This is a genomic window from Paenibacillus gyeongsangnamensis (genome assembly GCF_027533625.1).
GTDB lineage: Bacteria > Bacillota > Bacilli > Paenibacillales > NBRC-103111 > Paenibacillus_G > Paenibacillus_G gyeongsangnamensis.
Map to the genome: position 1 here is coordinate 267,283 of NZ_JAQAGZ010000009.1, position 12,267 is coordinate 279,549.

12 protein-coding genes and 3 pseudogenes are annotated in these 12,267 nt (G+C 43.8%); 9 read left to right on the plus strand and 6 right to left on the minus strand.

The window, feature by feature from the left end:
• Positions 1-124: 124 nt before the first annotated feature.
• Positions 125-715, minus strand: coding sequence for a glycerol-3-phosphate responsive antiterminator (locus O9H85_RS15895; RefSeq protein WP_269882407.1), 591 nt, complete (start codon positions 713-715; stop codon positions 125-127).
• 379 nt (positions 716-1,094) lie between these two features.
• Entirely contained in the window at positions 1,095-2,315 is a 1,221-nt protein-coding gene (locus O9H85_RS15900; protein WP_269882408.1) for an IS110 family RNA-guided transposase, read from the minus strand.
• A gap of 293 nt (positions 2,316-2,608) precedes the next feature.
• On the opposite strand from O9H85_RS15900, the gene O9H85_RS15905 reads away from it, so the two are divergent.
• Genes O9H85_RS15905 through O9H85_RS37775 form a run of 3 tightly spaced genes read left to right on the plus strand, consistent with a single transcriptional unit; the run spans position 2,609 to position 3,298 of the window.
• Entirely contained in the window at positions 2,609-2,809 is a 201-nt protein-coding gene (locus O9H85_RS15905) for a transposase (protein ID WP_269882409.1), read from the plus strand.
• Entirely contained in the window at positions 2,806-3,057 is a 252-nt protein-coding gene (locus tag O9H85_RS15910; protein ID WP_269882410.1) for a hypothetical protein, read from the plus strand. Before O9H85_RS15905 ends, O9H85_RS15910 begins: the two co-directional genes overlap by 4 nt.
• A gap of 40 nt (positions 3,058-3,097) precedes the next feature.
• Complete coding sequence (locus tag O9H85_RS37775) at positions 3,098-3,298, plus strand: hypothetical protein (RefSeq protein WP_409348151.1); 201 nt, start codon at positions 3,098-3,100, stop codon at positions 3,296-3,298.
• Between the two features lie 63 nt (positions 3,299-3,361).
• Here the strand turns inward: O9H85_RS37775 and O9H85_RS15915 are convergent.
• Positions 3,362-3,679, minus strand: a pseudogene (locus O9H85_RS15915) (chromosome condensation regulator); the annotation flags it as partial.
• 3 nt (positions 3,680-3,682) lie between these two features.
• Here O9H85_RS15915 and O9H85_RS15920 point away from each other — a divergent pair.
• Positions 3,683-3,871 (plus strand): annotated as a pseudogene (locus tag O9H85_RS15920) (DDE-type integrase/transposase/recombinase); the annotation flags it as partial.
• A 62-nt stretch (positions 3,872-3,933) separates the two neighbouring features.
• Positions 3,934-4,302, plus strand: a pseudogene (locus O9H85_RS15925) (transposase); the annotation flags it as partial.
• A 176-nt stretch (positions 4,303-4,478) separates the two neighbouring features.
• On the opposite strand, the gene O9H85_RS15930 reads toward O9H85_RS15925, so the two are convergent.
• A complete protein-coding gene (locus tag O9H85_RS15930; protein WP_269882411.1) occupies positions 4,479-4,679 on the minus strand; it encodes a cold-shock protein in 201 nt (66 codons plus the stop codon).
• 480 nt (positions 4,680-5,159) lie between these two features.
• Between O9H85_RS15930 and O9H85_RS15935 the strand changes: the two genes are divergently transcribed.
• Positions 5,160-5,633: a hypothetical protein gene (locus tag O9H85_RS15935; protein WP_269882412.1), complete on the plus strand. Its 474-nt coding sequence runs from the start codon at positions 5,160-5,162 to the stop codon at positions 5,631-5,633.
• Positions 5,634-5,685: 52 nt separating this feature from the next.
• Here the strand turns inward: O9H85_RS15935 and O9H85_RS15940 are convergent, their stop codons facing one another.
• Positions 5,686-6,243: an MFS transporter gene (locus tag O9H85_RS15940; RefSeq protein WP_269882413.1), complete on the minus strand. Its 558-nt coding sequence runs from the start codon at positions 6,241-6,243 to the stop codon at positions 5,686-5,688.
• A gap of 530 nt (positions 6,244-6,773) precedes the next feature.
• Between O9H85_RS15940 and O9H85_RS37780 the strand changes: the two genes are divergently transcribed.
• The 3 genes from O9H85_RS37780 (at position 6,774) to O9H85_RS15950 (ending at position 10,666) form a co-directional block, all read left to right on the plus strand.
• Positions 6,774-7,028: a DUF932 domain-containing protein gene (locus tag O9H85_RS37780; RefSeq protein ID WP_409348152.1), complete on the plus strand. Its 255-nt coding sequence runs from the start codon at positions 6,774-6,776 to the stop codon at positions 7,026-7,028.
• A 372-nt stretch (positions 7,029-7,400) separates the two neighbouring features.
• The gene (locus tag O9H85_RS15945; protein WP_269882414.1) at positions 7,401-7,871 is read left to right on the plus strand and encodes a site-specific integrase; all 471 of its coding nucleotides are present in this window, start codon (positions 7,401-7,403) and stop codon (positions 7,869-7,871) included.
• 1,814 nt (positions 7,872-9,685) lie between these two features.
• The gene (locus tag O9H85_RS15950) at positions 9,686-10,666 is read left to right on the plus strand and encodes an alpha/beta hydrolase family protein (protein WP_269882415.1); all 981 of its coding nucleotides are present in this window, start codon (positions 9,686-9,688) and stop codon (positions 10,664-10,666) included.
• A gap of 444 nt (positions 10,667-11,110) precedes the next feature.
• Here the strand turns inward: O9H85_RS15950 and O9H85_RS15955 are convergent, their stop codons facing one another.
• On the minus strand, positions 11,111-11,860 hold the full coding sequence (locus tag O9H85_RS15955) for an alpha/beta fold hydrolase (protein WP_269882416.1): 750 nt from the start codon (positions 11,858-11,860) through the stop codon (positions 11,111-11,113).
• Positions 11,861-12,267: the final 407 nt, after the last annotated feature.

A 12,267-nucleotide genomic window follows, 5' to 3' on the forward strand; every position in this document is an offset into this window, starting at 1 on the left:
ATTATTAAACTGAGGTTTATAAAAAAAGAGAAAGCCAAACAACAAACGAAGGCATTTTCCTGCCCGGTTTATTGTTTAGAGCTTTCTCTTAGTCCTCACTCTAAAAACAATGATTAATATTTTGTTATGTATTTTGCAATTCTTGGAACGTAATATTCCACAAATGAGGGCTACTTACCGATAAGGTGGTCACTCCTGCATCAAGGCTTTCTATTACTTCTTCCTTCGAATGAATTAAACCGCTGGCGATAATCGGGATATCCTCCACCACATCGGCAAATTCCCGAATAATTTTGGGTATTGTTCCCGGCATAAGTTCAATTCCGTCCGGCTTGATGTTCTGAGCTAATTTTAAGCCATTTACTAATGCCAACGAATCTAAAATAAAGAGATGTAAAATACCGTATAAACCTGCTCGTTTGGCCTCTTTGATTAAGTGGGCTTTCGGAGTCACGATACCATCTGCCTGAACGTAATCTGCAATAAAATCTACGGTTTCTTTATCCGTGTTGGAAAGCCCGCGGATTAAATCCACATGAACAAATGCACCTTTATTTGTGTCCTTCGTAAGTCGAACCGCTTCTATGATTTCCTTTACATTCCCACCCATGAAAAAGAGATTGTCTACCTGGCTCTCCAACGCCAAGCTCACATCACTAGGCTTGCGGACAGCAGCAATTATCGGTTTTTTCCCGAAAGCATACAATAAGGACACGTTTGCTATTTCCCTCTTTCATTGTGCCTTCATGATTTAAATATAACGAATAATTGTAATTACAGAGTAAAATAGGTGTTAAATTTATGTGAACCTTTCTATTCGTCTCTTCGTTTGCTTTAATATATGCTCTCCTTTTATCTTATGACCATCAAGCTTCTTCTGGTTTAGCTTAACGAGTCACCCGATCTTCCTCGGAAACCTCGTAGTGTTGTATGTTAAACTCTCGTTCATTTTTGAGCTATTTTATGACACTATAATGCTATCTTGAAAATCTAAGTACGTTCGAAGTAACTTTTTAGACAATACGAAACTAGACCCTTGCTACTTCATTTTTTTGAAGGGTCTTGTAATGTTATATTAAGATCGAGCATCAGAATTAGGCCGATTTATCGATGCTGACTTTCACTCCAAGAGATTCCAGCCGTTTGATCGACTGTTTGATTACCATGTCTTTGCGCCGTTGATCATAGAAGTCTGCGCCCAGTTCGATATAATCTTCATTTCGAGTCAATAGATAATAGACGATAGTTAGTATTGTGTGCCCAACAGCAATAGCAGCTCGATTGGCGCCTCTACGAGCGGCAATTCGATGGTATTGTGAAGACAAATATGTGTTTTTAGTTCTTGCTGCTGATCGTGCCGCTTCCACTAACGCCTGTCGTAACTTTTTGTTCCCTTTTCGTGTTCGACCGGACTTTCGCTTTCCAGCGCTTTCATTGTTACCGGGAGTCATCCCAGCCCAAGAACACATATGGTTAGCCGATGGGAATTGATTTTTCACGTCCGTACCAATTTCCGCAAGTATTTGTTCAGCTGTACGGCGTCCTACACCAGGTATCGTGTCTAACCGCTCTAAGTCCTTCTCAAAAGGCTCCATGCGCAACTTAATTTCTTCATCCAGTTTGGCGATTTGCTCGTCCAGAAAGTCTATATGTTTTAATTGTGCTTCGAGCATCAGCTTTTGATGTGGGCCGATCAAACCCTGTAATGCCCTTTCCAGATCATTTTTCTTGTTTCTCAATTTGTTTTTAGCCAGTTCGGCTAAAGTGTGGGGATCCTCTATTCCGGAGATCATAGCCTCAATCATTGCTCGTCCCGAAACTCCAAGAATATCCGTGGCGACAGAGGATAATTTAATGTTTGCTCCTTCCAATACCTTTTGAATCCGGTTTACTTCACGAGAACGTTCGTCAATCAAGCTTCTACGATATCGAACTAATTCACGCAACTCTCGTTGTTCACGATTCGGAATAAAGCTGCCTTGTAGAAGGCCGTGTCGTAATAAATTGGCGATCCACTCGGCATCTTTCACATCGGTTTTGCGGCCTGGTACCGCTTTTATGTGCTGGGCATTCACAACCATTATTTCAAGCTCTTCTAGTTCCAAGAGATTGAAAATAGGCTTCCAATATACTCCGGTACTTTCCATAGCAACGTGAGTACAACGATGACTTTTAATCCAGTCGGCCATCTGAATCAGATCATCACTCATCGTTCCGAAAGTCCTAATCTCCTTGCCTTTCGGTGTAAGAACACAAGCCGTGACGCTCTTCTTATGAACATCAAGTCCGCAGCAATGTTTATACACCACTTTCACGACAAATCATCCTTCCTACGACTGTTGTGATTTCGAGGCTGGTGCAACAACCATTTCCCGGTTATTCTATCTTGCGTGCTTCCCAAGACGGGAGCGACAATCTGTGGTGCACCTGGTCGCTGTGATCAGTCTACATAGCGGACTCGAAGTACCATAGCATTACGACCTACCTTCGCCAGCCGTATAAAAAGTATACAGTATACACCCCATTTTCATCATCTGATGGTGCCGCCGTAAGGCGGCATGGGAGTCTACATAGAAACTAGACAGCAAAAAAGGAGTTTCTTAGTTGTATGACGACCAGCAGAAGAAAGTTTACACCTGAGGAACAAGCTCAAATCGTACTGGAAATTCTGAAAGAAGAAAAGTCAATTTCGCAACTCGCTTCGGAGCATGGCATTCATACAAATGTCCTCAACCGGTGGAAAAAAGAAGCGGTTCAGAATATCTCTCGCAACTGTTCGTCGATGATCGGAAAGGCATCACGAAAATGAAAAACGACTACGAAAAGACGATCAATGACCTCTACACCGAGATTGAAAACTCATCAGTCAGCTGTCGTGGCTCAAAAAAAAATCTGGCCTCTGAGCTACCTCGTGACGAGTGCATCGCCCTCTTGGATTGGGATGGCTCTGAACTCCCAATCACTGTACAAGCCGATCTGCTAAGCCTGAATCGTTCGTCTGTATTACAAGCCGGTTCCTCCCTCTCCGGAGGAAATTCGCCTCAAGCACCGGATTGATGAGATTTACACGGCGCATTCGTTCCTGGGTTATCGGAAGATTGCGGCGATTATGAATCGGGAAGGAGACAGGTTACATGAAAACACCGTGAGGCGCTATATGCAGGAGATGGGGTTGATCGCCATCTATCCCGGACCAAACCTGAGCAAGCGTGACCTTCAGCTTCGGATCTATCCCTACTTGCTTCGGAAGCTGTCTATTACAGTCGCTGCAAAACCACACGCCGGTTGTTGTGTATAACCGAGATGTAATTCTGTAATCCACAAGCCAATGTTTAAAAGAAAACTAATTGCCGGGCAGTTGGATGCCACGCCAACCGCTTACATCGCATTGGCCATACCGATTATTACCCACAATCGTCACCGTGCCGTCCGATTTAAGCCCGACGGTATGCCAGTCACCCGCCGCTACCGCCACCATATCACGCCAGCCACTTACATTGCATTGGCCTTCATTATTTCGACCCACAGCCACCACCGTGCCATCCGATTTAAGCCCGACGGTACGTCGCCAACCCGCCGCTACCGCCACCATATCGCGCCAGCCGCTTACATCACATTGGCCATATTTATTATCACCCACAGCTGTCACCGTGCCGTCCGATTTAAGCCCGACGGTATGACGATGGAGCAGGACCATCGATTCATAAAGAAAATTACAAATGCAATGATGGGATTCAAATCATTCCGGTCAGCCGAGAAAACAATTTCTGGAATTGAAGCTTTTCATATGCTCAGTAAAGAACAGGTTGAAATATCACCTGTTCTTTCCGATGTTGATTGGATCCATAAATTGTTCGAATTGGCTGCATAAATTTCTTATCATTTAAAATTAAGACTATCGTTTTTATTTTTGCAACACAACCGTCGGAAGATAACCTCTGGGTGCTGCTGGCCCAGATGATTCCATGGTGGAAGATAGAAGAGAAATACACGAAAAACTTCAAGCGGAGTCTCAAGGGACAAAAAGCAGTATTGATTCGCGTCGCGATCGGTGCGCTGATCATTCAAGAACGGCTTGGCACCGACGATCGGGAGACGCTCCGGCAGATTCTGGAGAATCCGTATTTGCAGTACTTCCTAGGCCTATCGGAATACCAGTATCGCCGTCCCTTCCATCATTCGCTCATGACGCATTTCCGCAAAACGGCTGGGTGGCGACATTTGTTCAGTGAAAATAAAGTACTAGACCGGAACCCCTTTTGGTACAAGGAGTCCCGGTCTTCTAAATCGCTAGATATTTGAAAATTAGTTTTAAACTCAACGTCAGAATGAAGCAATTCATGGATCTAAACTGAATAATAATGTTATAGACTGCCTCATTGCTATCGTACCCGAGGGAGTTCAGTAACTTCAGGGGCAAAAGACAATAAAAAGCCTGCTCCTGACATATCGTCAAAAAACAGGCTGTGATGTCAGTATTACAGTTTTACAACATTCTCCGCTTGAGGTCCACGTTGGCCTTTAACAACATTGAATTGAACGCGTTGCCCCTCGTCCAAAGATTTGAATCCTTCGCCTTGAATGGCAGAAAAATGAACGAATACATCGTCGCCGTTTTCCCTTTGAATGAAGCCAAACCCTTTTTCCGCATTAAACCATTTGACAGTACCTGTTTCCATTACTAAATAACCTCCAAAGTTAAAAACATTATGCCCCTAACAAAACGGGGGTATTCATAGTATATCTCATTGAAGGTAATACCACCAACTTTATGCTATCGTTCTCCGTTTAGTTAAATACAGGATTTTTGCGATGTTTCGTTCTTTGTTCAAAAGAAGCTGCACTGACGGCTAAAGCCTTACACCAGCAACGGTAGAAGAGTTCTTAACGGATTTTTTTCAATGAAATCATCGATATTTTTCTGGAGCTTCGGACCGGTACTTGTCGTATGTTTCCTCAAATCCCGAAAATCTCTCGACATTGCCGCCTTTTTAACAGGCGGTTTTCTTTTGTGTCAGGTCGTATTGGTCACGAACAAAAACACGTTGATTCTTGAAACGATTTCACGTCCAACAACGTTAATAGAAAATTCACTATTTATTCCCATTTTTTAAGAGTAAGATTAAACCGTATCACAATCTATTTAGGGAGGTCATCTTATGCATCAATTTCTTCTTTCCCGTCATCATCACCATTTGGAAAAGCACCCTCATTTTGGTCACACCATTACTAACGATTCCTATGGCCATCAGCTTCACCCATTATCCCTTCACGCTCCTGTTGTTCACGTAAAGGCCCAAATCACAAAATTATTGCCGGATGCCCATGCCAAGGGTGCCATGCATCATCATTTGTTCGTAAAAATCACGGATGTCCTTCAAATACGAGGAGCAGATAGGGCCATCATAGATATGCAAAAGGAACATTTTGTTGCGATTCGTTACGGGGATCATCTTGGAATTAATCAACCTATCCCAGGCCTCGAGGTTGGGCAACCAATCGAGCTTCAAGGTGAATATATTGACGAGAACCATGTGTATCTAACTCCAGATAATCAAGAAGGAGACCCAGTTATCCATTTCACTCACAGTCCCGTCGGTTACGTCATCTATCAAGGAAAGGAATATCAATAAACCGGATTCCTCTATCTCTATAATATAAACGGCCATCGTTGACGTGATGTAGCTAAATAGAAATGTTTAATGGAATGGCTGCGCCTAAAAAGGCATGTGGTTTCGAAAAGCCAATCTCTAATCCTATCGGTGGCGCAACTGCTTCTGCCGCGCAGATAAGTATTCCAAAACGGGCCATGGCGGAGCCTCGTTGTTCCTTGGGGGCCAGATCGGCCACGGTTGCGAACGCTGCGCCAAAGAAAGCGGCAGGCCCAGTACCGAAAAGAATTTGACCAATAATGAATCCGAGCATTGTTGGAAAAAGGAAGATGATAATTCCACCAATCGCCATCATTAACACACCTAATAGCAGTGCCTTTTTTCTGCCCTGGTTGTCCACAAAATTACCGAGAGCGGGCGAGGCAATCATTTGAACAAGAAACGAAATGCCTACGAGCAAGCCCACCTCAACGGACGATGCACCTCCATGCAGGAAGATAAGCGGAGCGACCGCCACTAAAAGATAACGAGCCGAAATCGTAAGAAAACTTCCGATGTACATGCGAGCTAACAATTGGAACAACTCCTTCCTCAGTTTGAAGACGCGCAAGTTTGCTTTTATCTCGCTCATATTAAAAGCCTTTGCAAAAGCATATTCAATAACAAATTTCATTGAAGATGTGGGTGAGGTCTTTAACGTCGCTAACTTGCGGCAACAGATCCACTGATGCGTAAAAAGGAACTTCAGCGACGGATCTTTCACTTTTTTTCAGATATTACCAATTCTTAAATCATATATATGAGTACCCTAATTTCGAGGTGACTCTTATGGAAATAAAGATATTTTGTGCCTCATGTAGAAAAATAAAGCTGAAAAACGAACCAAATCCAAGCATTCAAACTCTTCTTCCAAAATCGAATAAATTTTTAGTATCAATTTGCTCCGAATGTGAAGCAGAAATATCTTTGTTCTCCCACGGATTAGGAAAATGTGTGGAACAAGCGCTCTGTTCGGAGGAAGCATTAGAGAAATCAGGTTTAAATTAGATGGTCATTCAGAAGCCTATACAAACAGATAACCAGATTGAGGTTAGTGGGTACAAAGCCAACATCCGCCAATCTGATCAGCGAGTACTCGGTGTGGTAACTGATCGTTAAAAGATCGTACAGAATCACGAGGCCTTCGCCATTACTGATGAACTTCTAGGCGAAGGAGTTCGATTCAAGACCGCAGGGAGCTCACAGAACGGAAAGAAAGTGTGGATGCTTGCAAAATTACCTGAAAACTATACCATTACTGGTGACAATGTTAGTCCCTATTTGATTTTCTCTAACAGTCATGACGGTAGCGGCACTATTAGGGGTAGTACCAGCGTAGCTGTCACAGACCGCAAACGTATGGAAACGATATGGTAATTATCACTATGTTTTTTCACTCTACCCCTATCAATTATCAATCAAAGTTCCGAATTTGTTTTCCCTATTAAAGTCGCTATGACCCCTGTACGAACGTTAAACCTGGCCATAAGTAATGCCCACAGAATTTGGTCCACTACTCATAAAGGGGACTATTCATTGGAGAGTAATGGTAACCCTAGCTCTAACCACAGGACCTTCGCCGCGGCGAATTGCTCGGGCTAGAATGGAGTCATGTTGACTGGAAAACGGGTGTTCTTAATGTAATACAGAGCGTTTCTATGTCTCCGGCAGGTATCGCCCACGTAAAGGAGCCCAAGACGAAGAACTCAAAACGAAAAATTTGCCCTTCCCGGTTCAATGAAGGAGGAATTGAAAGAATACTATTTATACAAAATTGAGGAACGTGTGAAAATGGGAGATAGGTTTCAAGGTGGTGAGTATGATTTCATATTTTGTCATCCGGACGGTAAAGCTTTTCATCAAGAACGACCCTACTTATGGTTCCGTGACTTTATAAAAAAGAATAATTTAAGGTATATCCGTTTCCACGACCTTCGTCATACTTCAGCGACGTTACTGATTAACCAAGGCGTACATGCTAAGATTATTTCCCAACGTCTTGGACACAGCAATATCAATACTACCATGAACATTTATGGACATGCACTACGGTCCGCCGATCAATCCGCTGGTTGTTGTTACTTCTACCATTTCGGCAAGATGTTCAAAAAGCTGTCCGGCCTCCTCCTAATCGATGAAGTACGAGAAGTGGAAATACTCTGGTTAGCGCTTTCAATCATTTTTCCTTACCCCCTTGGGAATAGACCTTTAACAGGATGACGGGTTGGATATCATTTATTCTTAATCGCCGCATTTTATCTTAAAATTATGGCGAACTCCGCTTTTTTTGTTCTAGGATCACTTAAAATTTCGAGTGCATAAAAATGCGTCCCTGCCGCACCTTCATTTGCACTTCACCATTAAGATCGGTCCGGTGTACCATAGCACCGGTGGCTGTCAGGCGATCCAGTACTCCCTGATTCGGGTGGCCATAAACATTATGCGCCCCTACCGAAATGACAGCCTGTTTCGGCTTCCACGCCTCAAGCCATTCGGGCGAAGTTGAACTTTTACTTCCATGATGGGCTACCTTCAATACATCAATCCGCTTTTGCCGCGCTTCACCTTAACCCCTCCGCAATTTGTTGTGGTTATAATTACCATCTTCGATGTTTGGTATAATCTGCCAGTTAGTTGAGAAAAAGGCAGCTGATTTACCGGTTGCCTTCCGTATAAGCTTATTAAGCTATCGTATCCCGTAATCAGTAGGCCGAAGCTCCTACGATTTCTTATATCCCCCTCTTTCACTTCACAGAGACCCGTCGGGAATTAGATAATGTACTTGTCAGCCTACACCAAGTTCATTCACGATTATGCGCATATGTTTGTGTCGTAAATCGATTATGCACATATGTTTGTGTCGTGACTTCGCGACACAAACATATGTGCTTTCAAATAAAAAATCCCCAATTAACGGAGATCTCAAAGCACCTATGTTTGTGTCGCCGGACAATCGGTGCAACTCACGCTTGGAAAATGATCGTTCTTTTCAGTTAGACTTGGGGCTGTTCCTCCGCTTCCATTACAGAAGGTTCATCAGTCGTGCCCCTGCCCTCACAAGGATAAATACATTTCGGCGAAAGCCTTATAGCAACCGTTTCGGGTGACAGCACTTGTTACAACGTCCCTTGTTTTCCAAGTCCCTTACAACCTAGCTCTTCGTTCTGGACTTAGGTGCTCCCTCTGAGCCTGTGAGCTGGATGCCGCCATTGTCCGGCATAGCGTATTTCATAGGAAAAATTTTTACTTTACGCCGCTCACCCCATCGTATGATGGTCCATATGTTTCCATATGTTCTAACTTTAGACCCGTACATTCGGTTGTTCGTCAGTTCCTTTTCGCGAAACATTCTCACCATATCCAGTTTTTCAGCCGCGCGGCATATCCATTGGCTTACCTTTTCGATTTGAATGGCTCTAGCCTTCGTTCTGCCGAATCTACCTATACTTCATACCTCATGACCTGTCAGTCATGACGCATGCAGGAGTGTTGACGGGATGGTTTCGGGAAACATGGCTCCGTCATTCCCATCCTCGATTGTAAAGTTAAGATTAATCCTTTAATCTCCTGCTTTTCACGACGTAGCGCTTGTAGCAGAACTTGTCGTGCTTATCCGTTAGTGCAGCGAAGGCTACCGTGCTGCAGTCCTTTGGTCACTAACTTGCGTACTCCGCAAGAACATTGATTTTAAACATACATTGCTAAAGCATGAGCTTTTAAATCGTTTTCCAGTTACGCATGGTTGAAGGTACGTTCAGCTTATAAAGATTGTTCGCAAGCTTTGAATTACAGACGCCATCACCAAGTAATAGGTAAACTTCCATACCATGAATTCTAAAAAAGATAACGCTTACCTATTGCTACTATAACGTAAGAGGATATGGCTGAGGTTATCGCGAATATCTGTTATTAAGACGCCAAGGAATTTTTTTCATTCCAGTTAAACTGACTGAAGCCGCCAAGGCAGAATGGAGTAGAAAGCCTGTGAGAGAAGCCCAGTATGAGGATCTGAAGCGAACAGAAAAACGAGCAAGATGCTGACCAGTCTATACTCGCCGTATTGTGATTTCATACTTTACCCGTCCAGCCGGGACCCTTCCAATACTCTTGCTATGCGTGTTCTGAAGCCTGCACAGCCCGGCTATATTCAAGCTGGCACCCATGGCTGGCATATGTCCATTGATGCCTTCGAGCATATGGAGCAGCCGTCGGAGGGAATAGAATACCTCACCCTGCAGGTGGATATGCGCGGTCGAGCATATTCAACTGGAAATCCCGACTGCAACGGCTGGGAACTGTATGACGTAATTGATGCAGTGAACTACGCTAGAGAGCGCTATTCCGAGTTCATCCTTGATCCAGAGGTGGTCTACTTCGAGTCGGGAAGCGGCGGCGGCGGCAATGCATTTGCGCTAGCAGGGAAATTCCCGGACTTTTTCGCGGCGATTAATGCACTGTACGGCATCTCGGATTACGCCCTGTGGTATGAGAATGACAGCGTAGGTGAATTCCGTGATGAGCTGGATGTTTGGGTTGGCTCCCCCCCTGAGGCAGACAGGATGGCATATGACGCCCGCAGCGGCATTACTACCGTAGGAAATTTGCTGACTCCCCTCTTTGCGGTGCACGGAGAGACAGATGTTCGGGTGCCGTCGGAGCATTCCCGGCTTTTTATCAAAAAGGCGGAGGAACTCGGCAAAAAAGATCTGGTGAGCTATTACGAGATGGAAAGTGTGGGAACCCGCAGTCATCTTGGTAATATAACGCAGGAGCAGCATGTACGAATGAATACACTGGCGAGTGAGAATCTGGCTGCACATCGAAATCCCGTGCAACTCCCCCGCAAGGGAGTACTGGTAGTAGCCGGCTATCTGTTCACCAAAGCATTCTCTGTTGTACTGGATTCTATTGACAAGGTGGCGCATCTCAATTACGACCTAGAAAAAAAGAGCTTCACTCTGGATTGCGCAGTGCCATGCGGCTTCACCCTGCAACTCCATGCTGTGGTTGACTGAGCTGGGTATTGAATGTAAAAAAGGAACTATTCCTGTATTGAATTAAAAATGCAGATTGCAAAACAATATGCGCAACGCCTCCTGTATTTGATTCTCGTAAGTAGACCAATATGTCTCCAGGCTGACAATTTGAAATTTCGTTGATAGTTAACATCGCCACCTTGTAGGCGATGTTTTTTTATGTTCAATATGTCGAGGTCATACTGCAGTAATAGGATAAAGTTCTTGTCATTTACGACTTCAAGTTCTTGTCAACCGACATCAAGTATGCTGCCCGTTAGGTGAGCAAAGGCTGCCGAACTTGCCGGCAGCCTTCATCATGAGTGTATTGAGCTCTCGTATCCGTCCCTCAATCGCACAATTCAGGCTCAGCTACTTAACAAGTACCGAAGTGAATTTTAGAGCAATCTGGCGTTTCAAAATGGTCAGTAGGACAAGGGCAATTTATAATATCTTTTCAAGGAAGCGTAAGATAGTATCATTTACGAATACCGGGTTCTCCCGACTCATGTGAGGGCGGTGGCTGCACTCAGGTACGATAACATATCGGGAGTCACGAATGAGATTGGTTACTCGTTTGAGATCTTCCTCAGGAGCAAATTCATCATGCTGTCCAGCAATAAACAATGTGGGGCATTGGATGCTACCTAATTGTTCATTGCTAAGTTGCGGGTATGTCCGCCAATCCCTTATTTTTTGTCGTAAGAATTCTTGCCAATTTCCACGATGTGCCTCTATATGTCTTTCAATCATGGAACTAATAAAATCATTCCGATTATTCCGTACTAACCATTCAGGTTCAAATTCCTCAGAACCTTGGGAGGCGACAAATCCACTTTGTCCAATTGAAGTCAACGATGCAATTCGATTAGGATGTTTGATGGCACAATAAAGCGCAACTCCCCCACCCATTCCATAACCTATTAAATGAGCTTTTGAAATCTGTAATTGATTCATAAAAGCAACAATATCTTCGGCATGTTGTGGAGTACTCCATTCAAGACTTTGGCTCCTGGTTCGACCATGTCCTCGAAAATCGGGGAAATAGCATGTATATTTTCTTTGAAAATCGAGTAACTGATTTGCAAACGCTAATATTCCTCGTGAAAAGCCGCTATGTAAAAAAATAACGGGGTCACCAATACCCATCTGTTCATAAAACATTTCGATATCGTTACATTGTAAATGTGGCATCTTACTAAGCCCCCCCTATGAGCGGAATTAGAATACCTATTTTTCCCATAATAACAAACGTTTGTTCTTGTGTAAATGAAATATATTGAACTCGTTTGAGATCAAAATTTTACGACACTATGCTGCCCAATAGCTAACGAGGCCACCGATCTGCGGCAGCCTCGATTTGTTGTTTTATTTGCACTATCGTTTCCGTTAACATTCCTGTAGGTGTTAGTAGATTCAATTTGCAGAAAAACGGACGCCTCGCTAGGATGAGTATGTACTGGGTTGCGGCCCTCAGAACTCACCTTAGGAGGCGTTATTATGAAGTCTAGACTAATTAAAGCTCAAAATCAACGTGTAGAGCGTATTTCCACTTCCACTCTTGTCATAGGCATCGACATTGCCAAGGAGAAACATGCTGC

Excerpts from the sequence above, each read along its gene's own strand:
- O9H85_RS15910 (WP_269882410.1), top strand. The coding sequence starts at position 2,806 with ATGAAAAACGACTACGAAAAGACGATCAATGACCTCTACACCGAGATT.
- O9H85_RS15940 (WP_269882413.1), bottom strand. The coding sequence starts at position 6,243 with ATGAGCGAGATAAAAGCAAACTTGCGCGTCTTCAAACTGAGGAAGGAG.
- O9H85_RS15950 (WP_269882415.1), top strand. The coding sequence starts at position 9,686 with ATGCTGACCAGTCTATACTCGCCGTATTGTGATTTCATACTTTACCCG.
- O9H85_RS15935 (WP_269882412.1), top strand. The coding sequence starts at position 5,160 with ATGCATCAATTTCTTCTTTCCCGTCATCATCACCATTTGGAAAAGCAC.
- O9H85_RS15955 (WP_269882416.1), bottom strand. The coding sequence starts at position 11,860 with ATGCCACATTTACAATGTAACGATATCGAAATGTTTTATGAACAGATG.
- O9H85_RS15905 (WP_269882409.1), top strand. The coding sequence starts at position 2,609 with ATGACGACCAGCAGAAGAAAGTTTACACCTGAGGAACAAGCTCAAATC.
- O9H85_RS15930 (WP_269882411.1), bottom strand. The coding sequence starts at position 4,679 with ATGGAAACAGGTACTGTCAAATGGTTTAATGCGGAAAAAGGGTTTGGC.